Raw genomic sequence first — 26,175 nt, forward strand, 5'->3', positions numbered from 1 at the left:
AGCCGGGCGGGGCGCGGGGGGTTCCACAGCGGCGCGGGGCGCAGCGGCGGGCGCGCGCACGGCAGGCGTTGCCTGGGTGGCGGGGGCGGTGATTTGCGGTGATGCCGTTACCGCCGCAGGCGCGCGGCGCGACGCTGGCGGGTCGAACAGCATGGTGTAACTGCGCACGATGTGGCCGGAGCCCCAGTTGGCGTCCAGCACCAGGTCGAGGAAGGGGTCATTGACCGGGCGGTCACTCGTCAGGCGCAGCACCGCCGTGCCATCGGGGCGGCGTTGCAGTCGGATTTGCAGGTTGTTGATGGCCTGCGAGTACTCCATGCCCTGCGAACGGAAGACCTCGGGCGATGCCGTGGTGGCGCGCAGGGTGTCGGCCTCGGTCGGGGTGATCTGGGGCAGGTCGATTTCGGCACGCAGAGGCTCACCCAGGGCAGACTGCACGGTGATGCGACCGAGCGCCAGGGCCGAGGCGTCGCCAGCGTAGAAGCCGATCGACGCTACGGCCGCAGCCGCCAGGACAGAGAATTTCCAACGATGCATGTTTGCCATCAACTGATTAGATTTGTGTGCAGCTCGGTCGAGCGGTGCATTTTTTTGCATGATCTGGTCCCGCCCCGGCGCGTGAAAATATGTAAAAAGCACCATAGCATCAATGTTTTGCACTGACAAGCTGAGGTGGTGCCGAAGCTTTGAGCGATGTGCCAGGGCCCCGGCTTGGGACGCCAGGATGTTGTCAATTGCCAACGCGGCGTAACTGGGTGTGTCGAGGGTCGCCGCATTAAAAAAGCGCCCGCAGCAGGGCTGCGCGCGCTTTCGGGGCGGGGGTGTCAGGCGTCGAGCAGGATGCGCAGCATGCGGCGCAAGGGCTCTGCCGCGCCCCACAGGAGCTGGTCGCCGATGGTGAAGGCACCCACGTACTCGGGGCCCATGGCGAGCTTGCGGATGCGGCCCACGGGGATCTGCATGGTGCCGGTCACCGCGACGGGCGTCAGGTCCTTGATGGTGGCCTCGCGGGTGTTGGGCACCACCTTCACCCATTCGTTGTCGGCGGCGATCAGGGCCTCGATGTCGGCCACGGGCACGTCCTTCTTGAGCTTGAAGGTCAGCGCCTGGCTGTGGCAGCGCATGGCGCCCACGCGCACGCAGAAACCATCGACCGGCACGGCAGCGGTGCCGAAGCCCTCGCCCTGGCCCAGGATCTTGTTGGTTTCGGCCATGCCCTTCCACTCTTCCTTGGACATGCCGTTGCCCAGGTCCTTGTCGATCCAGGGGATCAGCGAGCCGCCCAGCGGCACGCCGAAGTTGGCCGTCTCGGCGGCGGTCAGCGCGCGCTGCTTGGCGATGACCTTGCGGTCGATCTCCAGGATGGCGCTCTTGGGGTCGTCCAGCAGGTCGCGCACCTCGCCATTGAGCGTGCCGTACTGCGTGAGCAACTCGCGCATGTGCTGCGCGCCGCCGCCGCTGGCAGCCTGGTAGGTCTGGGTGCTCATCCATTCGACCAGGCCCGCCTTGTACAGGGCACCCACGCCCATGAGCATGCAGCTCACGGTGCAGTTGCCGCCGATCCAGTCCTTGCCCCTGTTGGCGAGCGCATTCTTGATGACGGGCATGTTCACCGGATCGAGCACGATGACGGCGTTCTTCTCCATGCGCAGGGCCGAGGCCGCGTCGATCCAGTGGCCGCCCCAGCCTGCGGCGCGCAGCTTGGGATAGACCTCGTTGGTGTAGTCGCCGCCCTGGGCGGTGATGATGATCTCGCAGCGCTTGAGCTGCTCGATGTCGAACGCATCCTGCAGCGTGGTTTCGTTCTTCGCCTGGGCAGGGGCCTTGCCGCCCGCGTTCGAGGTGGAGAAGAACAGGGGCTCGATCAGGTCGAAGTCCTTCTCCTGCACCATGCGGTCCATCAGCACCGAGCCGACCATGCCGCGCCAGCCGACCAGACCTACCAACTTGCTCATTTTCAACGCCCTTTCAAGTTAAGAAACAGTGCCCGACCGGCCTGTCTGCCCCGGCTCGTCTGGGGCCAGGAAGGGCGCACGACGATGCCGGAGCTGAGTCAGCCCTTAATGGTCGTGGTTTTGGTGGTGATTGCGCGCGCGGCCACGCCAGCCATGGCGGCAGTGGCGGTGTTCGGGGTGAACGGGCGGGCGGCAAACATAGGCGGCGATTGTAGCGGCCCGCGCGCTTGCCAGGCGGCCTGTTCCTTTTGTGCGACGCAGCACGCCCGCGCGGGGCGCAGTATTGTTGACGTTTGCGCGGTAGCCGCGCGCCAGGCGGCATGGCAGACTGCGTCTTCTTCTTTCTTTGGTTTCTTTTTGATGGAAAGGGCATCCCATGGCCGGTTGGTACGAACTCAGCAAGAGCAGTGACGGGCAGTTCCGCTTCGTGTTGAAGGCAGGCAATGCCGAGATCATCCTCACCAGTGAGCTGTATGCCGCCAAGGCATCGGCACAGAACGGCATCGCCTCGGTGCAGGCCAACGCCGCGCTGGACGAGCGCTACGAGCGCAAGGAATCGTCCAACGGCAAGAGCTATTTCACCCTCAAGGCGGCCAACCACCAGGTCATCGGCACCAGCCAGATGTACGCCAGCGCCCAGACGCGCGACGGCGGCATCGCCTCGGTCAAGGCCAATGGGGCGACGGCGCAGGTCAAGGATCTGACCTGAGCCGGATATAGGTTCCCATCAACTAAAAATGCAGCCGCGAGGCTGCTTTTTTTTGTAGTTTTAGACATCCGCACAGTCGAATTCGGGCAGAACCACTTCCCAGCGCTGGCAGCGCGCTCCTGTGTCGCCTGGTTTGGCCGTGCGCGCGTGGATGGCTGCGACCCGCGCGGCAACGATGTGGCCCGGCGGGAGCGCGAACTTTGATGACATCTGGCCGACGGTCTGGCCCGATGCGCTGGTGAGCTCCCAACCCGGCTTGCTGTCCATGCGGGGGCGAAGTGTGAGTGGATCGCCGATGCGCAGCGCGGCGATAACTTGGTGGACGGGCGGGGCTTGCCTGCCAGGCCAGGAGAGATAGACCTCATCGCGCTTGCAGGTGTGGGTGCGAACGCGCTGACTGGCTGCGAGAGACATTGGGGGCGGTGCAGGCCGTGTGCGCAATGCCAGGGGCGGCACATCCGGCACGAAAGGATGGCGCTGGCCTATCCGCTCGCACAGGGTCAATGTCTGCCGTGCGCGGGTCATTGCCACGTAGAACAAGCGCCGCTCTTCATCCTTGCGCGACTGCCAGCCGCCGGCGTCCAGGATCAGCGCATGGTCGAATTCCAAGCCCTTGGCGCGGTGCGCGGTCATCAACAGCAGCGGCGCGTGGGGCCGGGGCGTTCCGGTTTTCCTGGCGCTGAAGTCGAATTCGTACAAGTCGTCGATCAGGTCGTCCGCCACCACTTCGCCTTGGGGCGTGGCGGCCTGGGTTTCTTCGATGAACTGGCCCAGCGCGGCCAGGAAGGGGTTGCCGGCGACCTCGTCCTGCCGTGGCCCGTAGCGTCGGAACCAGCGGCTCAAAGCCTGCGCGCGCAGCACCATGCGTTTGCGTGCGGGGCTGCGGCCTTCACCGCGCAGCAGATTCAGCAGAGCGGCTCCTTCGCGTGATGCGTGCAGCGGGATGAGCGGTTTTTCGTCCATGCGCTGTACCGGAATGCCACGGCTGCGGCACAAGGCGTGCAGCGCGTCCAGATCGTCCCGCCGGCGGGCCAGGACGGCGAAATGTCCCCAACGTCCGGCGTTGTCCGTGTCGCCGCGCAGCGCGTACAGGCGCTCCAGTTCGGCCAGCGCGATGGAGGCTTCCTGTTCGTCGTGCGGTGGTACTTCAAGGACATGCACCCGCCCTTCGGTCAAAGAGTCCATGCGTGCCCAGTCGCCGCCCGCAGGCTGGTCGCGCCGCGCCTGGTCGATGCGCAACTGCTGATCGTGCTTCATGCGATTGCGCGCGGGTGCTATGACCTGGGCTGCGCAGTCGATGATGTGGGCCGTGGATCGGTAGTTTTCCAGCAGGTTGAAACGCTGCGCCTGGTAGTCAGCCTCGAATTGGCGGATGTAGCGCACGTCCGCGCCATCGAAGGCGTAGATATTCTGGTCGTCGTCCCCAACGGCCATCAGCGACAGGCGGTCGTGTTCCGCCTGGAGGCTGCGCCCGGCCAGTGCGCTGATGAGCGCGTAGTGCTCGCCGTTGATGTCCTGGTATTCATCTACCAGCAGGAAGCGCAGGCCCGCCAGCAGGCGTTCGCGCGCCAGGGAGGTCTCGTCGTCCTCGCCGCCGCTGGGTGCGGCCTTTTGCAGGCAGGCCGTGGCCTGGCGGATGACCGCAGAAAAATCAATGCTTTCGCCCCGCTCCAGCGCCACGGCATAGCTGGTGCCAGTCAGGCGCATGGCCAGGCTGTGCAAGGTCTGCACCGCAACGCCCGCCGCATCCTGGCCCACCAACGACCACAAGCGGGCGCGGATTTCGGCGGCTGCGCTGCGGTTGTAGGTCAGCACCATGATTTCCTCGGGCTGAACCATGCACTCGCGCAGCAGCCAGGCGATGCGATGCACGATCACGCGCGTCTTGCCCGCGCCGGGGCCCGCCAGCACGAGCTGGCTGCCTTCGGGTTTGGCTGCAACGATGGCCTGCTGCGCCGGGTTGCGCAGTTCGGTGAGGATGCGGCGGTGCGCGGCTTCAGTAGTGGCGAGTTCGAGCACGTCTTTTCGGTCCGCGAACCAGCGGCGCACGAACTCCTGCCAGCTCAGGCTGAAGTATTCGACGATGAAGCGCATGGCTTCCTGCGCCTTGTGCAGCGCGAGCTTGGCGTACTCGGCCATCACATGGATCTGGATGGTCTTGTCCTTGTAGTGCAGTGCCAGTTCGGCGTAGTCGGCCTTGCTGAACTGGCGGCGGTTCGCCTCGGCATCGAACCGGATGCGCATGGCGGACCGGAAGACGGCCTTGCCGCGCGCCAGGTGCAGCACCTCGTTGGCGTCCAGGTAGAGCAGGGCGGCGCGCAGCGCCGTGTCCCAGTCCTTGATCTCCAGGTCGGCCAGGGTGGCATCGGCTTGCAGCAGGGCTTCCAGCTCGCCCTGCTTGCAGGTGGCCAGCAGGGCGTTGTTCTTGCGCAGTCCGTCGAAGGTGGCAACCAGCGCCTGCGCCAGCCGCATGCGGCGTGCGCGCGTGGCTTCAATGCTCTGCCAACTGCGTTGCAGGCGTACGTGGCGCAGGTCGCCGCCGCCGGGGCGCATGGCAAAGAAGCCGCGTTGCGCGTCGCCGCCGCTTTCGCCAAAAGGCTCTGCGAAGGATTTGAGCAGGCGGCCCAGGCGTGGCGGGTCAAGGTCAAGCTGCGTGTCGCGCCGCAACACGTCGCACAGGCTGCGCACATCGAGAGGCTGCCATTCCTGCTGATCGGCGTCGGGTGCGGTTTCGCGCAGGTGGGTGAGCAGGGCGTTTTCCAGGTGCGCGAGTTCCGCGAGGCGCTGCGTGGTGGGCGGCTCCTTGTGGAAGATGACGCCCAGTTCCGTGTCGTTGGACAGCAGTCGCCAGCGATCCAATTCGCGCAGCATGGCGGCGATGGTGCGTGAGTCCAGGCCGGTGATGCCCATCAGCTCGTCGGTGGACAGGCTTTCGTCATCCTCGGTGTTCATCAGCGCCGAGACGATGGCCAGGTAGGGCGCAATGTCGGTGTCGGCCCCCAGTTTTTTCAGCAGGCGCTCGCGTGCCTCGTCCTCATTGGCGACCAGCAGGCTGCCGGGGAAGACGCGCGTGTGGTTTTCGTGCCGCTCCAGGATGCGGGATTCTTCGAGCCAGGCGATGGCGATGCGCACCTTGGTGTCGGCATCGCGGGCGTCGGGGTCGATGCGCTGCTTGTCTGGCGTCTGGCGCAGGATTTCGCCGGTGGATGCCACGACTTCGTCTTCGGCCCGGTCGCGTGCCCTGATGGCGCGCAGCGCCCGCAGGATGGACTGGATGTCGCCCTGGGTCAGGCGCGCGTTCTTCAGCAGGCGGAACTGCACGTCCATGTCCGCTTCGTCATGCAGCAGCACGCAGCGCGCGGGCGCCTGGTCGCGCCCAGCGCGCCCGGCTTCTTGCAGGTAGTTTTCGAGCGAGCCGGGCGTGTCCAGGTGGATGACCAGGCGCACGTCGGGCTTGTCCACGCCCATGCCGAAGGCATTGGTGGCGGCGATGACTTGAAGATCGCCGCGGATGAATGCCTCTTGCACTGCGCGCTTTTCCTCGCCCTGCATGCCGCCGTGGAAGTGTGCGCATTTCAGTTCGGCGCTTTTCAGAAAGCCTGCGACTTCTTCCACCGTTTTCTGGCGTGCGCAGAACACGATGGCACCGCCGCCGTCCTGCAACGCATCCTGTAACAGGCGCAGCGCGGCGGCGTACTTGGTGGCCGTGGGCACGGCATGCACCTCGTAGAGCAGGTTCTTGCGTTCCACGCCGCCTTCAAGGCGCGAGAGCTGCATGCCCAGGTGCTTGCCGAAGTGCTGGCAGATGTCCTGCACCACGTCGGGCTTGGCGGTGGCGGTGAAGCAGAACACGGGCGACGGGTTCTTGTACGTCTTGCGGATGAAGCGCGAAACGTACAGGTAGTCGGGCCGGAAGTCGTGCCCCCATTTGGAGAGGCAATGCGCCTCGTCGAACACCCAGGCGCGCACCTCGCGGTGGGTTAGCGCATGGGTGAACGCCGTGCTGCGGAATTGCTCGGGCGCGACGAAGATCAGCCCCAGGTCGCCCAGGCGCAGCTTGTCGAGCGTGGCGCGGCGCTCCAGCGGGGTGAGCAGGCTGTTGAGGTATCCGGCGCAGGTGATGCCGTTCGCCAGCAGGCCGTCCACCTGATCCTTCATCAGCGATTGCAGTGGTGACACCACCACCGTCAGACAGCCGGTGCGAAAGAAATGTGCCAGTGCGGGCAACTGGTAGCACACCGATTTGCCGCCGCCCGTGGGCAGGATGGCCAGCGTGGGCGTGCCCGCCATGCCGTGTTCGACGATGACGCGCTGCAAGCTGCGGCCATCGGGTGTGCTGGGCGAGGCGCGAAAGTCGGTGATCTTCGGGAAGAAACGCGGCAGCAGAGCATCCAGCCGGTGCTGCTCGCGGCACCAGTCGCATTGCGGCTCGTTGCAGGGCGTGTCGCGCAGCGCGCGGATGGCCTCGCGCGTGCGCGGGTGGGCATGGCCCACCCAGGGCGGCAGCACGGAATTGCCTCCGGCCACGCGCAGCCAGGCCAGCGTGTAGGCCAGCGGCTTGTGCCAGCTTGTGTCGGGCAGCCATTCGTTCACCGCGCGGCGTTGCGCAGTGGCGCATACCTTGCCCTTGGTGGCGCGCATCCAGGCCAGCTTGGCTTCCACCAGCGACGGACGAGGTTCGCCGCGCCAGCCTTGCAGCAGCGCGGCGAGGCCAGTCTGGGCGGCGTCTTCGGATGTCAGCAGGAAGTGCAGACAAAGGGTTTCTTCCGGGTGTTGCACCGCGCGTTCGCGCAGGGCTTGGCACTGATCGAGGAAAAGTTCATGGGCCAACTCGGCATCCCGCACCGAATCGTTGCGCGAGGTGGTGCATAGCTTGTAGTCCTTCACCAGCCGGTGATAGGGGTTCTGCGGAAAGGCGATGGGCGATAGCTCCAGCGTATCGACCTGGGGCAGGCGGTGCAGCGCCAGCGCGGGGTACAGGTGGGCGAGTACCGGCTGGTCGAACTGCGCGCAGTTGTGGCCCAGCACGAAATGGGCGCCGTGCGTGAAGTGGTCGAGGCGGGTGGCGAAATCCGGCGTGCTCTTTTTCAGGTGCAGCCGTTCATTCAGATCGGGCCGGAAAGCGCCCACGTCGCGCAGGTCCAGCCGGTCGTGCGCGGATGTGCCCACGTCGATGCACAGGCAGCAGGTGGCTGGGTCCGGCTGCGTGGTCATGGGGCGAAAGCGTGGTCCAGCGCCGGGCCGATGCTGCGCCAGCCGAACACGGGCGCGCTGCTGCGCGGCTGGTCGGCATCGCCGCCATAGATCAGCAGGCGGCGCGGCGTGTTGCTCAATGCGGCAAAGCGCGAGAGCGGCGCAAACCAGTCCTCGGCCACGGTGCGGCCCGACTTGCATTCGATGGCGGCCACGATGTCTTCGCCGCGCGTGACCAGCAGATCGACCTTGTTGCCTGCGGAGTCGCGCCAGAAGTGCAGTTCTTCGGCCAGCAGGGCGTTGCGGCGGCGCTTGACGAATTCGCCGACTACCCAGGTCTCGAACAGTGGGCCGCGCAGGTTGCCGATGGACAGTTCGTCGGCGCCGCGCACGCCCGCCAGCCAGGCGGCGAAACCGGTGTCGAGGAAGTAGAGCTTGGGTGTCTTGGTCAGGCGCTTGCCGAAGTTGCGGTGAAAGGGCGCCAGGCGCATCACGAGGTAGCTGGCCTCCAGCACCGACAGCCAGGCGTGAGCGGTGTTGTGGGTGATGCCGCAGTCGGCGGCCAGGGCCGAGAGGTTGAGCAACTGGCCCGTGCGCGCCGCGCACATGAGCACGAAGCGGTGGAAGGCGTCGAGGTCGCGCACCTGCAGCAGGCGGCGCACGTCGCGCTCGACGTAGGTGGACAGGTAGTCGGCAAACCAGATGTGGGGCGGAATCCCGCGGTCATACAGCGGCGGGTAGGCGCCGCGCCAGAGCCAGTCCTCCAGGCGGCTTTCGGTGTGTGTTGCAACCTCGTTCCAGGCGAAGGGCAGCAGGTGCAGCAGTCCCACGCGCCCGGCGAGCGATTGGGCAATGCCGTCCATCAGCCCGAACTGCTGCGAGCCGGTGAGCACGAACAGGCCCATGCGCCGCTCGCCATCGACGCGGGTTTGCAGGTAGGAGAAGATTTCCGGCACCCGCTGCGCCTCGTCGATGATCGCGCCGTCGGGGTATTGGGCGAGAAAGCCGCGCGGGTCGTTGGCGGCCAATGCGCGCACGTCGGGGTCTTCGAGGCTGGTGTAGGGCTTGCCCGCGAACGCGGCGCGCGCCAGCGTGGTCTTGCCGGACTGGCGTGGGCCGGTGATGGCGACGATGGGGTAGTAGCTTGCCAATTCCAGCAGGCGCGGCAGGGCGTGGCGCGAGATCATGGGGCCATGCTAGCCGCTGCTCTGCAAATTGGCAATTGAATTGCCAATTTGCATGCCGTGAATCAGCGCAGCGCCTGCACCACCGCGTCGCCCATCTGCGCAGTGCCAACCTTGGTCGTGCCTTCGCTCCAGATGTCGGGCGTGCGCAGGCCCTGGGCAAGCACCTGCTTGACGGCGTTCTCGATGCGGTCGGCGGCCTCGGTCTGGTTCAGGCTGAAGCGCAGCATCATCGCGGCGCTGAGGATGGTGGCGAGTGGGTTCGCCACGCCCTTGCCCGCGATGTCGGGCGCGCTGCCGTGGCTGGGCTCGTACAGGCCCTGGTTGCTGCTGTTCAGGCTGGCGCTGGGCAGCATGCCGATGGAGCCCGTCAGCATGGAGGCTTCATCAGAGAGGATGTCGCCGAACATGTTGCCCGTGACGATCACGTCGAAGGCCTTGGGCTTCTTCACGAGCTGCATGGCGGCGTTGTCCACGTACATGTGTTCCAGCGTCACGTCGGGGTAGTCCTTGTGGACTTCCGTCACCACGTCCTTCCAGAACTGGAAGGTCTCCAGCACGTTGGCCTTGTCCACGCTGGTGACCTTCTTGTTGCGCTTGCGGGCGGCCTCGAAGGCGACGCGGGCGATGCGTTCGATTTCGGGCTTGGAATAGCGCATGGTGTCGAAGGCTTCCTCGGCACCGGGGAAGTGGCCGTCGGCGGCGGTGCGGCGGCCACGCGGCTGGCCGAAGTAGATGTCGCCCGTCAGCTCGCGGATGATGAGGATGTCCAGGCCCGCGATCAGCTCGGGCTTGAGGCTGGACGCGCCCACGAGCTGCTCGTAGCAGATGGCGGGGCGGAAGTTGGCGAACAGGCCCAGGTTCTTGCGCAGGCCCAGGATGGCCTGCTCGGGGCGCAAGGGGCGGTCGAGCGTGTCGTACTTCCAGTCGCCCACGGCGCCGAAGAGCACGGCGTCGGCTTCTTTCGCCAATTTCAAAGTGGCCTCGGGCAGCGGGTGGCCGTGGGCGTCGTAGGCGGCGCCGCCGACCAGGGCGGATTCCATCTCGAACTTCAGGTCCAACACTTCCAGAACCTTGACGGCTTCCGCGACGATTTCGGTGCCGATGCCGTCACCCGGCAGAACTGCGATTTTCATGGATTTTGCTTCTCTATTGATAGCTGCTAGCGCTTTCTGGATAAGCGCTAGAGGCCGATTTGACTGATATTTTCTCAGGACGCCATGGAGTGCGCGAGCCAGGGCTTGGTCGCCAGGCGCTCGGCCTCGAAGGCGCGGATCTTGTCGGACTGGCGCAGGGTCAGGCCGATGTCGTCAAAGCCGTTGAGCAGGCAGTACTTTCGGAAGGCGATCACGTCGAACGGGATCTCCTCGCCCTGCGGGCGCACGATGACCTGGCGCTCCAGGTCGATGGTGAGTTCGTAGCCGGGGAAGGCTGCCACTTCATCGAACAACTGCGCCACGGTGGCCTCTGGCAGCACGATGGGCAGCAGGCCGTTCTTGAAGCAGTTGTTGAAGAAGATGTCGGCAAAGCTGGGCGCGATGATGGCGCGAAAGCCGTATTGGTCCAGCGCCCAGGGCGCGTGCTCGCGGCTGGAGCCGCAGCCGAAGTTCTTGCGGGCGATGAGGATACTCGCGCCTTTGTAGCGCGGCTGGTTCAGCACGAAGTCGGGGTTGGGCTTGCGCTGGCTTTCGGGCACGCCCGGCTCGCCCTTGTCCAGGTAGCGCCATTCGTCGAACAGGTTGGGGCCGAAGCCGGTGCGCTTGATGGACTTCAGGAACTGCTTGGGAATGATGGCGTCGGTGTCCACGTTCTCGCGGTCCATGGGGGCCACGAGGCCCTTGTGTACGGTGAATTTCTGCATGGCGGTCTTCTTACTTGGCTGCGCGCTCGATGGCGCCGCCCGCGCGTTGCACGTCCTGGCCCACGCCCTTGACGGTGTTGCAGCCTGCCAGCACGAAGCTGAGGGCGAGGGCAAGTGCGAGAGTGAAAGGGGTGGCAGTGTTCTTCATGGCAAGGCTCCTTTTGGCTTCAGGCGAACTGGCGGATGTCAACGAAATGGCCGTGGACGGCGGCGGCTGCGGCCATGGCGGGCGAGACGAGGTGCGTGCGGCCCCCTGCGCCCTGGCGGCCTTCAAAGTTGCGGTTGCTGGTGCTGGCGCAGCGCTCCCCGGGCTCCAGGCGGTCGGCGTTCATCGCCAGGCACATGCTGCAACCCGGCTCGCGCCATTCAAAGCCTGCGGCCTTGAAGATTTCATGCAGGCCCTCGCGCTCGGCCTGCTCCTTCACCAGGCCCGAGCCGGGCACGACCATGGCGAGCTTGACGTTCTTGGCCACCTTCTGGCCCAGCTTCTTGACCACGGCGGCGGCCTCGCGCATGTCCTCGATGCGGCTGTTGGTGCAACTGCCGATGAACACCTTGTCGATGAAGATGTCGTTCAGTGGCTTGCCGGGTTCCAGCGCCATGTAGGTCAGCGCACGCTCGATCGCGCCGCGCTTGTTCGCGTCCTTTTCCTTGTCGGGGTCGGGCACGCGGGCGTCCACGCCCAGCACCATCTCGGGGCTGGTGCCCCAGGTCACCTGCGGCACGATTTCAGAGGCGTCGAGCTTGACCACGGCGTCCCAGTGCGCGTCGGGGTCGGAGTGCAGCGTCTTCCAGTACGCCACGGCCTGGTCCCACTCCACGCCCGTGGGCGACAGGGGGCGGCCCTTCACGTATTCAATCGTCTTGTCATCCACGGCCACCAGGCCAGCGCGCGCGCCGCCTTCGATCGCCATATTGCACACGGTCATGCGGCCTTCCATGCTCATGGCGCGGAAGACGGAGCCTGCGAACTCGATGGTGTAGCCCGTGCCGCCCGCCGTGCCGATCTTGCCGATGATGGCGAGCACCACGTCCTTGGGCGTCACGCCGGGGGCAAGCTGGCCATCCACCTGCACCAGCATGTTCTTGGCCTTCTTGGCCAGCAGGGTCTGGGTTGCCATCACGTGCTCGACCTCGCTGGTGCCGATACCGTGGGCCAGCGCGCCGAACGCGCCGTGCGTGCTGGTGTGGCTGTCGCCGCAGACGACGGTCATGCCCGGCAGGGTCGCGCCGTTCTCCGGCCCGATCACGTGCACGATGCCCTGGCGCTTGTGCATGAAGGGGAAGAACGCCGCTGGCGTGATGGTCGCCATGTTGTCGTTCAGCGTGGTGATCTGCTCCTTGCTGATCGGGTCGGTGATGCCGTCGTAGCCGTTTTCCCAGCCCGTCGTGGGCGTGTTGTGGTCGGCGGTGCCCACGATGGAACTCATGCGCCAGACCTTGCGGCCCGCTTCGCGCAGGCCCTCGAACGCCTGCGGGCTGGTCACTTCGTGTACCAGGTGGCGGTCGATGTAGAGGATGGACGTGCCGTCTTCCTCGGTGTGGACGACGTGCTCGTCCCAGATCTTGTCGTACAGGGTGCGTCCCATGGTGTCGCTCTACTTTCTAGGTGGGGGTTGGGATTTTAGGACTGAGGTGTTCTGCGAGTAATCGGGCCGTAACAGGCAGGGCGTCAAAGTCGCGGGCCACCACGCGCAGCTCGCGTTTCGCCCAGGGTTCGTTGAGTGGCACGGCGACGAGGCGGCCCACGCCGCGCATCAGCTCGAAAGCGCGGTCGGGCAGCAGGCCCACGCCCAGGCCGTTGTCGATCATGCGGCACATGGCGTCCAGGCCCGTCACCTGGATGCGCTGGCGCAGCGGGCGGCCTGCGGCGGCTGCGGCGGCGCGCATGGCAAGGCTGATGCTGCTGTTGGCGTGCAGGCCCACGATGTCCCAGTCCAGAATCTCATCAAATTTGATAGCTGCTTGCGCAGACAGGGCGTGCGCTTGCGGCACAACAAGCACCAAATGGTCGCTGCGGTACGGGCGGCTTTGCAGGTCGCCATCCGTCGCCGTGGGCGGCACGTTGCACAGCCCCAAATCCGCCGCGCCCTCGCGCACGGCGTGCAGCACGTCGCTGCTCAGGTGCTCTTGCAGGTCGATCTTGATCTGGCTGTGCTGCCGGGCGAACGCGCCCAGATCTTCGGGCAAGAACTGAAAGATGGCCGAGATGTTGGCGTGTATCCGCACGTGGCCGCGCACGCCGTCGGCGTATTCGCTCAGTTCGCCCTGCATGCGCTCCAGGCCGAACAGCACCGTGCGCGCATGGTGCAGCAGGCTCTCGCCTGCCGGGGTCAGCGTCACGCCCCGGCTGTGGCGGTAGAGCAGGGCGGTATCCACGGCGCTTTCCAGGTCGGACAGGCGCTTGCTGACGGCCGATGCCGCGATGAACTCCCGCTCCGCCGCCCGGCCAATGCTGCCCAGCTCGCACACGGCCACGAAGAGCTGGAGCGAGGTCAGGTCGATGCGGCGCGCAAAGCTGCGCTCGGAGCTTTTCATCAGGGTGGCAGAATGTTCTTGTTTGGCGATGGCTTTTGGTATTTTCTAATAGATATAGATCGCTCGCCATCGTGAAACGCGATGTCATTCTTCTGCGTAAGGCTACCCCTGGGTGCAGTACTTCGGGTTGACCCTGAACGCTGGTTCAAGGTTAAGGTGCGTGCTCCAGGAGAACCCTTGCCATGTCCCACCGCATCCTTCACGTCGTCAGCAACGTCGCGCGCTACGGCGACTCCACCGAACCGACAGGGCTGTGGCTGTCGGAGCTGACCCACGCCTGGGACGTGTTCGCGGCGCGGGGGTATGAACAGCGCATCGTCAGCCCGCTGGGCGGCGTCTCGCCGCTGGAGCCACGGTCGCTGAAATGGCCTAACCTCGATGCCACGGCAAAGCACTGGCGGGCCGATGCGGAGCGCATGGCGCTGCTGTCCAACACCGCCCGGCCCGATGACATCGACCCGGCGGATTTCGACGCGATCTACTTCACGGGCGGGCATGCGGTGATGTGGGACTTTGCCGATGCGCAAGGGCTGCAGCGCATCACGCGGGGCATCTGGGAGCAGGGCGGCATCGTCTCGTCGGTGTGCCATGGCTACTGCGGCTTGCTGAACGTCACGCTGTCGAGCGGCGCGCTGCTGGTGGCGGGGCGCAAGCTCACCGGCTTTTCGTGGACAGAAGAAGTGCTGGCAGGCGTGGCCCGCAAGGTGCCCTACAACGCCGAGGCAGAAATGAAGCGGCGCGGCGCGCTCTACGAGAAAGCGCGGCTGCCCTTCGTCTCCAACGTGGTGGTGGACGGCCGCCTGGTCACGGGCCAGAACCCGCAGTCGGCCAAGGCCACCGCCGAGCACGTGGCAGCGCTACTGCGCTAGCCGCATCTCCGACAGCACGCGCCGGGCGTTGGCCGCGCAGCTCATGTCCTGCGGCTTGGCCTCGATCTGCGCCGTCAGCTCCAGCAATTGCGCCTTGGCTTGAGCGAGCTGGGCCTGCTGCGCCTCGATCTCCTGCACCTTGCGGTGCAGCGTGCCCACCAGCGCGCCGTGCTCCCACTGCACCAAGTCGCCGGGCAGCAGCGCGCGCAGCTCGTCCAGGCTGAAGCCCGCCTGCTGCGCGGTGGCGATCAATTGCAGCGCCAGCACCGCGTCTTGCGGGTAGCTGCGGTAGCCGTTGGCCTGCCGCGCAACGGTCTTGAGCAGGCCGATGCGTTCATAGAAGCGGATGCGCGACGGCGCGAGGCCCGTGCGCTGGGCGAGTTCGCCGATCTTCATGGTCGTGCTGCTCCTGGGGTGTTTGACATTGAACCTGGCTTCAAGCTTAAGCTGCGCCGCGTTGATACGCGAGGACTACCGACATGCAAACGATATTGGGCGCCAACGGCCAGATCGCCGTCGAACTGGCGCGGGAGCTGCAGCGCAACTACGACACGGGCGGCCTGCGCCTGGTCAGCCGCACGCCGCGCAAGGTACACGACACCGACCACCTCGTCGCCGCCAACCTGCTGGACGCCAAGCAGACCGCCGAGGCCGTGCAGGGCAGCAGCGTCGTCTATTTCACCGCCGGGCTGCCGCCCGACACGGCCCTATGGGAAGCGCAGTTTCCGACCATGCTGCGCAACGCGCTGGACGCCTGCCGCGCGGCGGGCGCGAAGTTTGCCTACTTTGACAACACCTACATGTACCCGCAGGACGACCGGCTGCTGACCGAATCGACTCCCTTCGCGCCCGTGGGCCGCAAGGGCCGGGTGCGCGCAGCCATGGCGCGCATGGTGCTCGATGAAATGGCGCGCGGCGACATCCCCGTGCTGATTGGCCGCGCGCCGGAGTTCTACGGCCCCGGCAAGACGCAGAGCTTTACCAACGCGCTGGTCATCGACCGGCTGAAAGCGGGCCAGAAACCCCGCGTGCCGGTGCGAGACGACACGCGGCGCACGCTGATCTGGACGCCGGACGCCAGCCGCGCCCTGGCCGCCCTGGGCAACGCGCCGGATGCGTTCGGGCAGACCTGGCATCTGCCATGCAGCGACGACCGGCCCACGTACCGCGAGTTCGTCGCCATGGCCGCGCAGGCGCTGGGGCGCGGTGCGGGCTACACGGTCGTCAGCCGCTGGACGCTGGCGGCTGCGGGCATCTTTTCCCGCCCGGTGCGCGAGATCCAGGAACTGCTGCCGCGCTACCGGCAGGACAACCTGTTCGACTCCAGCAAGTTCAAGCAACGCTTCCCGGACTTTGCCGTGACCACCTACCGCGAGGGGCTGGCGCAGGTCTAGGCGACTCAGGCGCGCTTGACCTCATAGCGCAACTCCGCCACCTTGTCCGCATGGCGCTGCATCCATTCGCAGGTGTTGCACTTCAGATTTGAGGCCGCCAAGCGCTACAGGCCAATTTGAATGGAGCCCCGTTCGCGGCATGGCTGTTCTTCACGAACAACAAGTCAAGCACTTCAAGACCTTCGTGACAATAAGCTGGGTGAAGGAGGGGCTGGTGCTGTCAATTTTGGGTAAAAACAGCCTCTAGCGCTTATCTGGTAAGCACTGATAGCTATCATTTCAGGAGAACGCAGCAATCCCCGTCTGCGCCCGACCCAGGATCAGCGCATGCACATCGTGCGTACCTTCGTAGGTGTTCACCACTTCCAGGTTCACCAGGTGCCGCGCCACGCCGAATTCGTCGCTGATGCCGTTGCCGCCCATCATGTCGCGCGCCAGGCGGGCAATGTCCAGCGCCTTGCCGCAGCTGTTGCGCTTGATGAGCGAGGTGCCCTCGACCGACGCCGTGCCCGCGTCCTTCATGCGACCGAACTGCAGGCAGGCTTGCAGGCCGATGGCGATCTCGGTCTGCATGTCGGCCAGCTTTTTCTGGATGAGCTGGTTGGCAGCGAGCGGGCGGCCGAACTGCTTGCGGTCCAGCGTGTACTGGCGGGCCGTGTGCCAGCAGAACTCCGCCGCGCCCAGCGCCCCCCAGGCGATGCCGTAGCGGGCGCTGTTGAGGCAGGTGAAGGGGCCTTTGAGGCCCTGCACCTCGGGGAAGGCGTTTTCCTCGGGCACGAACACGTCGTCCATCACGATCTCGCCGGTGATGCTGGCGCGCAGGCCCACCTTGCCGTGGATGGCGGGGGTGCTCAATCCCTTCATGCCCTTCTCCAGCACAAAGCCGCGTATCGGCCCCACCGCGCCGCCTTCGGAAACTTCCTTGGCCCACACCACGAACACGTCGGCCACCGGGCTGTTGGTGATCCACATCTTGCTGCCCTTCAGCCGGTAGCCGCCGTCCGTCTTGTAGGCCCGCGTCGCCATGCTGCCGGGGTCGGAGCCGTGGTCGGGCTCGGTCAGGCCGAAGCAGCCGATCCACTCGCCCGAGGCCAGCTTGGGCAGGTATTTCTGCTTCTGCGCCTCGGTGCCGAACTCATGGATGGGCACCATCACCAGCGACGACTGCACGCTCGCCATGGAGCGGTAGCCCGAGTCCACCCGCTCCACCTCGCGGGCGATCAGGCCGTAGGCCACGTAGCTCAAACCCGGGCCGCCGTACTGCTCGGGGATGGTGGGGCCGAGCAGCCCCACCTCGCCCATCTCGCGGAAGATGCTCGTGTCCATCTTCTCGTGGCGAAAGGCTTCGAGCACGCGCGGGGCCAGGCGGCTCTGGCAGTAGGCGGCGGCGGCATCGCGCACGGCGCGCTCGTCGTCGCTCAGTTGCTGGTTCAGCAGAAAGGGGTCGTCCCATTGGAAGGCGGCGTGGGCCATGCAGGTTCTCCGGTAAAAAAGTCTGGGTGTGCGCGCATCGTAGTGGCTGCGCCCGCCAAAAACAAAAGCCGCATGGTGCTGAAACCATGCGGCTTTGTCGGTGGTGCCCGGGGCCGGAATCGAACCGGCACGCCTTGCGGCGGGGGATTTTGAGTCCCCTGCGTCTACCAATTTCACCACCCGGGCGGGGTTCTGAGTGAAGCCGGAAATTATGGCACAGTAGGGCGCATGAACTATCCGACGATCGAAGACGCGGTGGGCCGCACGCCGCTGGTGGCGCTGCAGCGCATCGGAGCGCAGGACAACGCCGCGCGTGGCAACGTGGTGCTGGGCAAGCTCGAAGGCAACAACCCCGCAGGTTCTGTGAAGGACCGGCCCGCGCTGTCCATGATCCGCCGCGCCGAGGAGCGCGGCGACATCCGCCCCGGCGACACGCTGATCGAGGCCACGTCCGGCAACACCGGCATTGCGCTCGCCATGGCAGCCGCCATCAAGGGCTACCGCATGGTGCTGGTGATGCCCGAGGACCTGTCCATCGAGCGCGCGCAGACCATGAAAGCCTTTGGCGCCGACCTGGTGCTCACTCCCAAGAGCGGCGGCATGGAGCACGCGCGCGACCTGGCCGAGGCCATGCAAAAGCGCGGCGAAGGCAAGGTGCTGGACCAGTTCGCCAACGCCGACAACCCCCGCGTCCACTACGAGACCACCGGCCCCGAGCTGTGGGAGCAGACGGGCGGGCGCATCACCCACTTCGTCAGCGCCATGGGCACCACGGGCACCATCACCGGCGTGGCGCGCTTCCTGAAGGAGAAGAACCCCGCCATCCGCATCATCGGCGCGCAGCCTGCAGAGGGCTCGCGCATTCCCGGCATTCGCAAGTGGCCCGAGGAATACCTGCCCAGGATCTACGACGCCAGTCTGGTGGACGAGCAGGTGTCCGTCACCCAGGACGATGCCGAGGAGATGTGCCGCCGCCTGGCGCGCGAGGAAGGCATCTTCGGCGGCATCTCCGCCGCAGGCGCGTGCTGGGTGGCGCAGAGAATCGCCGCGCGTGAACGCGACGCGACAATAGTCTTCGTGGTCTGCGACCGGGGCGACCGCTATCTGTCCACGGGCGTCTTCCCGGCCTGAACACCATGCACTACGAAACCCGCTACTGCACCCACTGCGGCACGGCCCTGCAATGGATCACCCAGGCCGAGGACGGCGGCGACAAGGCCCGCCTGCGCTGCCCCGCCTGCGGCTGGACGCACTGGAACAACCCCACGCCCGTGCTCGCCGCCATCGTCGAGGTGAACGGCAAGGTGCTGCTGGCGCGCAACGCGGCCTGGCCCGCGAAGATGTTTGCGCTGATCACCGGCTTCATGGAAGCGGGCGAGTCGCCCGTCGAGGGCATCGCGCGCGAGGTGAAGGAAGAGACCCACCTCGACGTGACCGCATGCAGCATCGTGGGCGCCTACGAGTTCCTGCGCATGAACCAGGTCATCATCGCCTACCACGTGGTGGCCGAGGGCGAGGTGCGCCTGTCGCCCGAGCTGGTGGACTACCGCTTCTACGACCTGCACGAACTCAAGTGCTGGCCCGCGGGCACCGGCTATGCGCTGGCCGACTGGCTGCGCACGCGCGGGCACGAGCCGGTGTTCTTCACCGCCGAGGAAAACGCCGAAAGGCGCAAGGGTTTGGACTGACGATGACCACCATGGAAATCCACAAAGAAATCGACACCCGGGGCCTGAACTGCCCCCTGCCCATCCTCAAGGCCAAGAAGGCGCTGGCCGACATGGCCAGCGGCCAGTTGCTCAAGGTGCTGGCGACCGACAGCGGCTCGCTGCGCGACTTCCAGGCGTTTGCCAAGCAGACGGGCAACGAGCTGGTGGAGCAGCGGACGGTGGGCGAGGAATACGTCCACGTGCTGCGGCGGCGCTGAAGTTTTCAAGCCAAATTGGCCGCTGGCGCTTGCTGGACAAGCGCCGGAAGCTATAAAAATCAGAGCGAGAGCGACTTCAGATAGTCACGGAACTGCGCGCCCACCTGCGGGTGCTGCAGCGCCAGTTCCACCGTCGCTTCCAAAAAGCCTTCCTTGCTGCCGCAGTCGTACCGCTTGCCCTGGTACTGGTAGGCATAGACGGTCTCGTGCGCCATCAGGCGGGCGATGGCGTCGGTGAGCTGGATCTCGCCGCCCACGCCGCGCGGCTGGTGGCGGATTTCTGCAAAGATGCGCGGCGTGAGCACGTAGCGCCCCGCCACGCCCATGCGCGAGGGTGCGACCTCGGGCGCGGGCTTTTCCACGATGGAGTCGATGCGCATCAGCGCGCCGCCTGCGGCCTCGCCCTTGACGATGCCGTAGCGCCGCGTGTGCTCCTGCGGCACCTCCTGCACGGCCAGCAGCGAGCGGCCCTGCTTGCTGAAGGCGGCGGTCATCTGCGCCATCACGCCGGGGCCGCCGTTGTCACCCACCATCAGGTCGTCGGCCAGCAGCACGGCAAAGGGCTCGTTGCCCACCAGCGGCTCGGCGCACAGCACGGCGTGGCCCAGGCCCAGGCTGCGGGGCTGGCGCACGAACAGGCAGTTCATGTCGTCGGGCGCGATGCTGTGGACCAGGGCCAGCATCTCCTGCTTGCCCGCGTTCTCCAGTTCGTTCTCCAGCTCGTAGGCGGTGTCGAAGTGGTCCTCGATGGCGCGCTTGCTGCGGCCCGTGACGAACACCATGTCGCGGATGCCCGCCTCGTAGGCTTCTTCCACGGCGTACTGGATGAGGGGCTTGTCCACCACGGGCAGCATCTCCTTCGGGGACGCCTTGGTGGCAGGCAGAAAGCGGGTGCCCAGGCCCGCGACGGGGAAGACGGCTTTGCGGACGGTGGTGTTGGTCATGGTGTTCAGCCCAGGCGTTGGAGTTGGTCGCGCAAGCGGCCCAGCGTAGAGGTGAAATCGGCCACGCGCTTTTTCTCCTGCTCGATCACGGCAGGGGGGGCCTTGGCGACGAAAGCCTCGTTGGAGAGCTTGCTATTGGCCTTGGTGATCTCGCCCTCGATGCGCGCGATCTCCTTGGACAGGCGGGCTTTCTCTGCCGCCACGTCGATCTCCACGAACAGCGCCAGGCGCGCCTCGCCCACGACGGCCACGGGGGCGGCCTGTGCTGCCGTTGCCCAGGCAGCTTCGTCGTCGAACACCTTGACCTCGCTGAGCTTGGCCAGCGCTTGCAGCACCGGGGCCACGCCGCGCATGAACTGCGCATCGCCCACGGCGAACAGCGGCAGGCGCTGGGCGGGCGATACGTTCATCTCGCCGCGCAGCGTGCGGCAGGCGTCCACCAGGGCCTTCACGCGGGCCATGTAGGCGATGGCGGCCTCGTCGATCTTCTCGGGCTGCGCCTCGGGGTAGGCGGCGATGCTGACGGATGCGCCCGCACGCCCAGCGATGGGCGCCACCACCTGCCACAGGGCTTCGGTGATGAACGGGGTGATGGGGTGCGCCAGGCGCAGGATGGTCTCCAGCACGCGGATCAGCGTGTGGCGCGTGGCGCGCTGCTGGGCCGCATTGCCGACCTGGATCTGCACCTTGGCGATCTCCAGGTACCAGTCGCAGAACTCGTTCCACACGAAGTCGTAGATGGAGTTGGCGACGTTGTCCAGGCGGAATTCGGCAAAGCCCTTGGCGACTTCGGCCTCGGTTTTTTGCAGCAGCGAGACGATCCAGCGGTCGGGCTGGCTGAACTGCTGATAGCCCTCATGGCAGCCCTGGCTCGCGTCCAGCCCGCAGTCCTGGCCCTCGCAGTTCATCAGCACGAAGCGGCTGGCGTTCCAGAGCTTGTTGCAGAAGTTGCGGTAGCCCTCGCAGCGCTTGCTGTCGAAGTTGATGGAGCGGCCCAGCGACGCGAGCGCCGCGAAGGTAAAGCGCAGCGCATCGGCGCCATAGGCCGGGATGCCCTCGGGGAATTCCTTTTGCGTGTTCTTGCGCACCGTGGGCGCTGTCTCGGGGCGGCGCAGGCCCTGGGTGCGCTTGTCGAGCAGGGGCTCCAGCGCGATGCCGTCGATCAAGTCCACGGGGTCGAGCACGTTGCCCTCGCTCTTGCTCATCTTCTTGCCCTGCGCGTCGCGCACCAGGCCGTGGATATAGACGTGCCTGAACGGCACGCGGCCCGTGAAGTGCGTGGTCATCATGATCATCCGGGCCACCCAGAAGAAGATGATGTCGTAGCCCGTGACCAGCACGGACGAGGGCAGGTACAGGTTGTAGTCGTCGGTGGGCGCGTCGCCCTGTTCGGGCCAGCCCATGGTGCTGAACGGCACGAGGGCGCTGGAGTACCAGGTGTCCAGCACGTCCTCGTCGCGGCGCAGCTGCTTGCCGGGGGCCTGGGCCTGCGCCTCGGCCTCGCTGCGGGCCACGTACACATTGCCCTCGTCGTCGTACCACGCCGGAATCTGGTGGCCCCACCAGAGCTGGCGGCTGATGCACCAGTCCTGGATGTTGTTCATCCACTGGTTGTAGGTGTTCACCCAGTTCTCGGGCACGAACTGCACCTGGCCGCTCGCCACGGCGTCGATGGCCTTTTGCGCGATGCTCTTGCCCGTGGCTGCGTCGGGCTTGCTCATCGCCACGAACCACTGGTCGGTCAGCATGGGCTCCACCACCTGGCCGGTGCGGGTGCAGATGGGCACCATCAGCTTGTGCTTCTTGGTCTCCACCAGCGCGCCGCAGGCTTCGAGGTCGGCCACGATGGCCTTGCGGGCCACGAAGCGGTCCATGCCCCGGTATTTCTCCGGCGCGTTGTCGTTGATGGTGGCGGCAAGCGTCAGCACCACGATCATGGGCAGGCCGTGGCGTTGGCCCACCTGGTAGTCGTTGGGGTCGTGCGCGGGCGTGACCTTGACCACGCCGGTGCCGAACTCCTTGTCCACGTAGTCGTCCGCGATGATGGGAATCTCGCGGCCCACCAGCGGCAGCGTCACGGTCTTGCCGACCAGCGCGGTGTAGCGCGTGTCCTCGGGGTGAACCATCAGCGCCACGTCGCCCAGCATGGTCTCGGGGCGCGTGGTGGCCACCGTCAGGCTGCCCGATCCATCCGTCAGCGGGTAGGCGATGTGCCACAGCGAGCCGTCTTTTTCCTCGCTCTCCACTTCCAGGTCGGACACGGCCGACTGCAGCTTCGGGTCCCAGTTCACCAGCCGCTTGCCCCGGTAGATCAGGCCCTGCTGGTAGAGCTTGACGAAGGTGTCGGTCACCACCTTGGAGAGCTTGTCGTCCATGGTGAAGTACTCGCGGCTCCAGTCCACGCTGTCGCCCATGCGGCGCATCTGCGTGGTGATGGTGTTGCCGCTCTTTTCCTTCCACTCCCACACCTTGGCGACGAAGTTCTGGCGGCCCAGGTCGTGGCGGCTCACGCCCTGCTCCTGCAACTGGCGCTCCACCACGATCTGCGTGGCGATGCCTGCGTGGTCGGTGCCGGGCACCCAGGCCGTGTTGTGGCCGCGCATGCGGTGGTAGCGCGTCAGGCTGTCCATGATGGTCTGGTTGAACGCATGGCCCATGTGCAGCGTGCCCGTCACGTTGGGCGGCGGCAGTTGGATGCAGAACGCGGGCGCGCCCGCCTGCGGCGCGCCCGTGCCCCGGTACCCGGCGACGCCGTAGCCCCGGCGCTCCCATTCGGGGCCCCAGTGGGCTTCCAGCGCGGCGGGTTCAAAGGACTTGGACAGGCTGTCGAGGCCGGGTTGTGCAGGGGTATCGCTCATGGCAAATGAAAACGGCATCCGCAGGGGATGCCGTCTTGGTGGAGATTGACGGGTAGGTTGGATTTTACCGGCCTTGGCAGCTTCATTTTTGATAGCTGCTGGCGCTTGCTGGACAAGCGCTGGAGCCTGTTTTGGCTCAAACCTTTGCGAACTCCGGTCGGTCGTTCGTCTGTGGCTTCAGTGGCGCGGCCACCTTGCCCTCGGCGCGCTCCTTGCGCCACTGCTGCTTGCGCGCCGTCCACTCGGCCAGGCGGGCGTGGGCCACGGTGCTGTCCTTGGCCATCTGCGCCTCGTCGGCCAGTTGGGCCGACAGCTCCAGGCGGATGCCGTTGGGGTCGAAGAAGTAGATGCTGTGGAAGATGTGGTGGTCCGTCACGCCCAGCACCTCGATGCCGTGGGCCTCCAGGCGCGCCTTGGTGTCTTGCAGCTCCTGCACGGTGTTCACGCGGAAGGCGATGTGGTTGACCCACAGGGGCGTGTTGGGCGAGGGCTCGGCCTTCACGTCGTCGCCCAGGTCGAAGAAGGCGATGAACGAGCCGTCCTTCAGGCGAAAGAAGAAGTGCGTGTACGGGCAGTACTCGCCCGTGCTGGGCACGTAGTCGCTCTGGATGATGTGGTAGAGCGGCAGGCCCAGGATGTCCTCGTAGAAGTGGCGCGTTTCCTCGGCGTCGCGGGCCTTGTAGGCGTAGTGGTGCAGCTGCTGGATGGCGGCGGGCGGCGGCAGGTCGGGGCGCATGGCTGTCTCCTTCAAAGATAGGCCTGCAATTCTACTATTCGTAATTGATTTACGTTAATTTAATTTCAGGGTGCGCAAAAAGGCCACGCGCGGCGGTGTGCCGGGCGTGGCCTTTGGGGTGGATGCCGGGTGTTCGGGCCGCTTACTGCTTGATGGCCTCGATTTGCACCACCAGGCGCACGTTCTTGGGGAAGCCCCATTCCACGCCGTAGTTCAGGCCCCACTGGGTGCGGTCGATGGTGGCCTCGAAGTCGCCGCCGCACACCTCGCGCTTGAGCATGGGGCTTTCGTAGCAGTTGAACTGCGTGGCCTTCAGGGTGACGGGCGCGGTCTTGCCCAGCAGGGTGAGCTGGCCGCTCACTTCGCTGACCTTGTCGCCGTTGAACGTGAACTTGTCGGACACGAATCGGATGGTGGGGTACTTGGCGGCGTTGAACAGGTCGGCGCTTTGCAAATGCTTGTCGAACGGGGGCGTGCCGGAGTTGACCGAGGTAACGTCGATGCTGATGTCCACCTTGCCGGTCCTGGCGGCGCGGTCGAACTCCACGGTGCCCTGCTTCTTGTCGAACCGCGCGCGGTTGGTGGTGGCGCCGAAGTGGCCGATCTCGAAGGTCACGAAGGTGTGCGTGGGGTCGATGGCGTAGGGGGCTGCCTGGGTCGCGCCCGCGGTGAGGGCCGCTGCGGCGGCGATGGCGAACAGGGATTTGCGCATGGTGAGAACTCCTTGGAAGGGTAAAGAAATCAGAGCTTGCTTACGCCGGTCAGCGCGAGCTTGAATTTGACGGTCACGTCGTCGGCCACCATGGACGTGTCGGCCCACTCGTTTTCGCCGATCTTGAACGCCAGCCGCTTGATGGGCAGCGTGCCGGTGGCCGTGGTGGTGGCGCCGCTTTGCGTGAGCGTGACGGGCACGACCACGTTCTGCGACGTGCCCTTGATGGTGAGCTTGCCCGCCACCTCGAACCTGCCACCGCCCAGCGACTTGATGGCGGTGGAGTCGAACTGCGCCTGCGGGAACCTGGCCACGTTGAACCACGTGGGCTTGGGCAGTTCGGCATCGGTCTCGCGCGAGCCCAGCGTGGCGCTGCCCGTGTCCACGGTGAAGCTGATCTTGCTGGTGACGGGCTTGGCGGGGTCGAACGCCACCTGGGCGCTGAACTTCTTGAAGTGCCCGTCCAGCGGCACGCCCATCTGGCGCGCGGTGAACTGCACCTCGCTCTGGGCGGGGACGAGTTGTTGCTGGGCCAGCGCGGCCTGGGCGCTCAGCGCCAGGACGGCACAGAACGCGAGGCGTGGCAGAGTGGAAGACAGGTTCATGAAAACTCCTGAATAACGGAAGGTCAGCGGGGGCCGGGCCACATGCGCGCCAGCAGGCCGTCGCGGTCGATGAACTGGTGCTTGAGCGCCGCCGCCACGTGCAGCACGATCAGCCCCGCCAGGGCGTAGGCGGTGATGCGGTGCCAGGGCTTGATGGCCTCGGCCAGTTCTTTGCTTGCGGGTACGAAGTCGGGCAGTTGCCACAGGCCCAAAAAGACGACAGGAAAGCCCGCCGCCGAGCTGTAGGCCCAGCCGATCAGCGGCACGGCGAAGAACAGCAGGTACAGCAGGTGGTGCGTGCCGTGGTGCGCGGCGCGCTGCCAGGCGGGCATGGCGTTCTGGATGGCCGCTGGCAATGCGGGCGGCCGGTGCGTGGCGCGCCATAGCAGGCGCAGCGCCGACAGCGTCAGCAGGGTGATGCCAGCCCACTTGTGCCAGTTGTAGAGCTTGAGGCGCTGCGGTGAGAACGGCAGGCCGGTCATGTACAGGCCCATGCCGAGCAGGCCGATGAGTGCGAGGGCCAGCACCCAGTGCAGGAGCATGGCGGTGCGGGTGTAGCGTTGTGGGGGTGTAGGCATCGGGCGAGTGTAGGGAGCGGGGGTGGCCTGGGGTTTCAGGGGGATTGATGCCTTGGTTCAAAAAAAGTGAATTGAGGGGTGGGGGTGATCAAAGTTCCCCAATGGAGTTGTCTGCTGTCCTTTTGGTGGTTTGCTTTTGTTGAGGGCGGGAGCCGGGGTGCGCGCCCGGCGGCGCGGTAACTTTCTTTTGCTTCGCCAAAAGAAAGTCACCAAAGAAAAGGCGACCCCCAGTCTGCGACCCCTTCGCGGTGCGAAGGGGCAAACCTGCGGCGGGGCGGTTGCGGGGTGCGCGGTGGAACTCACTGCGCTGCTGCGCAGCTCCGTTCAAACAACCCCCGCGAGCTAGACAACGAGGCATGCGCGCTGCGACGCGCATGCTCACCCCGCAACCGCCCCGCCGCAGGCACAGCCAGAGGGGATTGGGGACAACACGGGCCATCGCTGCGCTCGGCCCCGCCTTCGCGGCGCGCAGCGCCTGCGCGTTGGGGGCCGAGCGCCGCGATGGCCCGCTTAGCTGGGTTCCCTTCTGGCCGTGCCGAGAAGCGCAGGGCGCGGGGTGTGCATGCGCGTCGCAGCGCGCATGCTTCGTGGTCTGACTCGCCGGGGTTGTTTGAACGTAGCGCTGCAAGCGCGAAGTGA

The 26,175-nt window shown here is 66.1% G+C and carries 23 protein-coding genes and 1 tRNA gene; 6 read left to right on the forward strand and 18 right to left on the reverse strand.

Annotated features, from left to right (window positions below):
- Together QM569_RS00475 and asd are read right to left on the reverse strand one after the other, a co-directional pair.
- The coding region (locus QM569_RS00475; RefSeq protein ID WP_414985250.1) for a FimV family protein at window positions 1-537 on the reverse strand (537 nt) is incomplete at its 3' end.
- A 287-nt stretch (window positions 538-824) separates the two neighbouring features.
- Entirely contained in the window at window positions 825-1,955 is a 1,131-nt protein-coding gene (gene asd / locus QM569_RS00480; protein WP_414985251.1) for an aspartate-semialdehyde dehydrogenase, read from the reverse strand.
- A 376-nt stretch (window positions 1,956-2,331) separates the two neighbouring features.
- Here asd and QM569_RS00485 point away from each other — a divergent pair, with 376 nt between their 5' ends.
- Window positions 2,332-2,664, forward strand: coding sequence for a YegP family protein (locus QM569_RS00485; protein WP_414985252.1), 333 nt, complete (start codon window positions 2,332-2,334; stop codon window positions 2,662-2,664).
- A gap of 60 nt (window positions 2,665-2,724) precedes the next feature.
- On the opposite strand, the gene QM569_RS00490 is transcribed toward QM569_RS00485, so the two are convergent.
- The 7 genes from QM569_RS00490 to QM569_RS00520 form a co-directional block, all read right to left on the reverse strand.
- Window positions 2,725-7,878 (reverse strand): RecQ family ATP-dependent DNA helicase, encoded by a 5,154-nt coding sequence (locus QM569_RS00490; RefSeq protein WP_414985253.1) that lies wholly within the window; start codon window positions 7,876-7,878, stop codon window positions 2,725-2,727.
- Window positions 7,875-9,044: an ATP-binding protein gene (locus tag QM569_RS00495; RefSeq protein WP_414985254.1), complete on the reverse strand. Its 1,170-nt coding sequence runs from the start codon at window positions 9,042-9,044 to the stop codon at window positions 7,875-7,877. Before QM569_RS00495 ends, QM569_RS00490 begins: the two co-directional genes overlap by 4 nt.
- A 62-nt stretch (window positions 9,045-9,106) precedes the next feature.
- Complete coding sequence (leuB, locus tag QM569_RS00500) at window positions 9,107-10,177, reverse strand: 3-isopropylmalate dehydrogenase (protein ID WP_414985255.1); 1,071 nt, start codon at window positions 10,175-10,177, stop codon at window positions 9,107-9,109.
- A gap of 74 nt (window positions 10,178-10,251) precedes the next feature.
- Window positions 10,252-10,902: a 3-isopropylmalate dehydratase small subunit gene (leuD, locus tag QM569_RS00505; protein WP_414985256.1), complete on the reverse strand. Its 651-nt coding sequence runs from the start codon at window positions 10,900-10,902 to the stop codon at window positions 10,252-10,254.
- 10 nt (window positions 10,903-10,912) lie between these two features.
- On the reverse strand, window positions 10,913-11,050 hold the full coding sequence (locus QM569_RS00510; protein ID WP_414985257.1) for an entericidin A/B family lipoprotein: 138 nt from the start codon (window positions 11,048-11,050) through the stop codon (window positions 10,913-10,915).
- A 19-nt stretch (window positions 11,051-11,069) separates the two neighbouring features.
- A complete protein-coding gene (gene leuC / locus QM569_RS00515) occupies window positions 11,070-12,491 on the reverse strand; it encodes a 3-isopropylmalate dehydratase large subunit (RefSeq protein WP_414985258.1) in 1,422 nt (473 codons plus the stop codon).
- 16 nt (window positions 12,492-12,507) lie between these two features.
- A complete protein-coding gene (locus QM569_RS00520; protein ID WP_414985259.1) occupies window positions 12,508-13,440 on the reverse strand; it encodes a LysR substrate-binding domain-containing protein in 933 nt (310 codons plus the stop codon).
- Window positions 13,441-13,622: 182 nt separating this feature from the next.
- Between QM569_RS00520 and QM569_RS00525 the strand changes: the two genes are divergently transcribed.
- Window positions 13,623-14,309: a type 1 glutamine amidotransferase domain-containing protein gene (locus tag QM569_RS00525; protein ID WP_414985260.1), complete on the forward strand. Its 687-nt coding sequence runs from the start codon at window positions 13,623-13,625 to the stop codon at window positions 14,307-14,309.
- On the opposite strand, the gene QM569_RS00530 is transcribed toward QM569_RS00525, so the two are convergent.
- Complete coding sequence (locus QM569_RS00530) at window positions 14,298-14,705, reverse strand: MerR family transcriptional regulator (protein WP_414985261.1); 408 nt, start codon at window positions 14,703-14,705, stop codon at window positions 14,298-14,300. The two genes, QM569_RS00525 and QM569_RS00530, sit on opposite strands and share 12 nt — an antisense overlap.
- An 83-nt stretch (window positions 14,706-14,788) precedes the next feature.
- Between QM569_RS00530 and QM569_RS00535 the strand changes: the two genes are divergently transcribed.
- Window positions 14,789-15,703 (forward strand): NAD-dependent epimerase/dehydratase family protein, encoded by a 915-nt coding sequence (locus QM569_RS00535; protein WP_414985262.1) that lies wholly within the window; start codon window positions 14,789-14,791, stop codon window positions 15,701-15,703.
- Window positions 15,704-15,982: 279 nt separating this feature from the next.
- On the opposite strand, the gene QM569_RS00540 is transcribed toward QM569_RS00535, so the two are convergent.
- Window positions 15,983-17,176: an acyl-CoA dehydrogenase gene (locus tag QM569_RS00540; protein WP_414985263.1), complete on the reverse strand. Its 1,194-nt coding sequence runs from the start codon at window positions 17,174-17,176 to the stop codon at window positions 15,983-15,985.
- 101 nt (window positions 17,177-17,277) lie between these two features.
- Window positions 17,278-17,362: transfer RNA gene (locus tag QM569_RS00545), tRNA-Leu, on the reverse strand.
- Between the two features lie 42 nt (window positions 17,363-17,404).
- On the opposite strand from QM569_RS00545, the gene cysM reads away from it, so the two are divergent.
- From cysM to QM569_RS00560, 3 genes are read left to right on the forward strand one after another with little or no spacing between them, the layout of a single operon-like run.
- On the forward strand, window positions 17,405-18,307 hold the full coding sequence (cysM, locus tag QM569_RS00550; RefSeq protein WP_414985264.1) for a cysteine synthase CysM: 903 nt from the start codon (window positions 17,405-17,407) through the stop codon (window positions 18,305-18,307).
- A 5-nt stretch (window positions 18,308-18,312) separates the two neighbouring features.
- Entirely contained in the window at window positions 18,313-18,864 is a 552-nt protein-coding gene (locus tag QM569_RS00555; protein ID WP_414985265.1) for an NUDIX domain-containing protein, read from the forward strand.
- A gap of 11 nt (window positions 18,865-18,875) precedes the next feature.
- Window positions 18,876-19,103, forward strand: coding sequence for a sulfurtransferase TusA family protein (locus tag QM569_RS00560; RefSeq protein ID WP_414985266.1), 228 nt, complete (start codon window positions 18,876-18,878; stop codon window positions 19,101-19,103).
- Between the two features lie 59 nt (window positions 19,104-19,162).
- On the opposite strand, the gene galU is transcribed toward QM569_RS00560, so the two are convergent.
- The 6 genes from galU to QM569_RS00590 form a co-directional block, all read right to left on the reverse strand.
- Window positions 19,163-20,047 (reverse strand): UTP--glucose-1-phosphate uridylyltransferase GalU, encoded by an 885-nt coding sequence (gene galU, locus QM569_RS00565; RefSeq protein WP_414985267.1) that lies wholly within the window; start codon window positions 20,045-20,047, stop codon window positions 19,163-19,165.
- A gap of 5 nt (window positions 20,048-20,052) precedes the next feature.
- On the reverse strand, window positions 20,053-22,923 hold the full coding sequence (locus QM569_RS00570; RefSeq protein ID WP_414985268.1) for a valine--tRNA ligase: 2,871 nt from the start codon (window positions 22,921-22,923) through the stop codon (window positions 20,053-20,055).
- A gap of 118 nt (window positions 22,924-23,041) precedes the next feature.
- On the reverse strand, window positions 23,042-23,641 hold the full coding sequence (locus QM569_RS00575) for a VOC family protein (protein ID WP_414985269.1): 600 nt from the start codon (window positions 23,639-23,641) through the stop codon (window positions 23,042-23,044).
- Window positions 23,642-23,783: 142 nt separating this feature from the next.
- Entirely contained in the window at window positions 23,784-24,353 is a 570-nt protein-coding gene (locus QM569_RS00580; protein WP_414985270.1) for a YceI family protein, read from the reverse strand.
- A 29-nt stretch (window positions 24,354-24,382) separates the two neighbouring features.
- On the reverse strand, window positions 24,383-24,958 hold the full coding sequence (locus QM569_RS00585; protein ID WP_414985271.1) for a YceI family protein: 576 nt from the start codon (window positions 24,956-24,958) through the stop codon (window positions 24,383-24,385).
- Between the two features lie 23 nt (window positions 24,959-24,981).
- Window positions 24,982-25,536, reverse strand: coding sequence for a cytochrome b (locus tag QM569_RS00590; RefSeq protein ID WP_414985272.1), 555 nt, complete (start codon window positions 25,534-25,536; stop codon window positions 24,982-24,984).
- Window positions 25,537-26,175 lie beyond the last annotated feature (639 nt).

The organism is Acidovorax sp. (genome assembly GCF_047607405.1).
GTDB lineage: Bacteria > Pseudomonadota > Gammaproteobacteria > Burkholderiales > Burkholderiaceae_C > Acidovorax.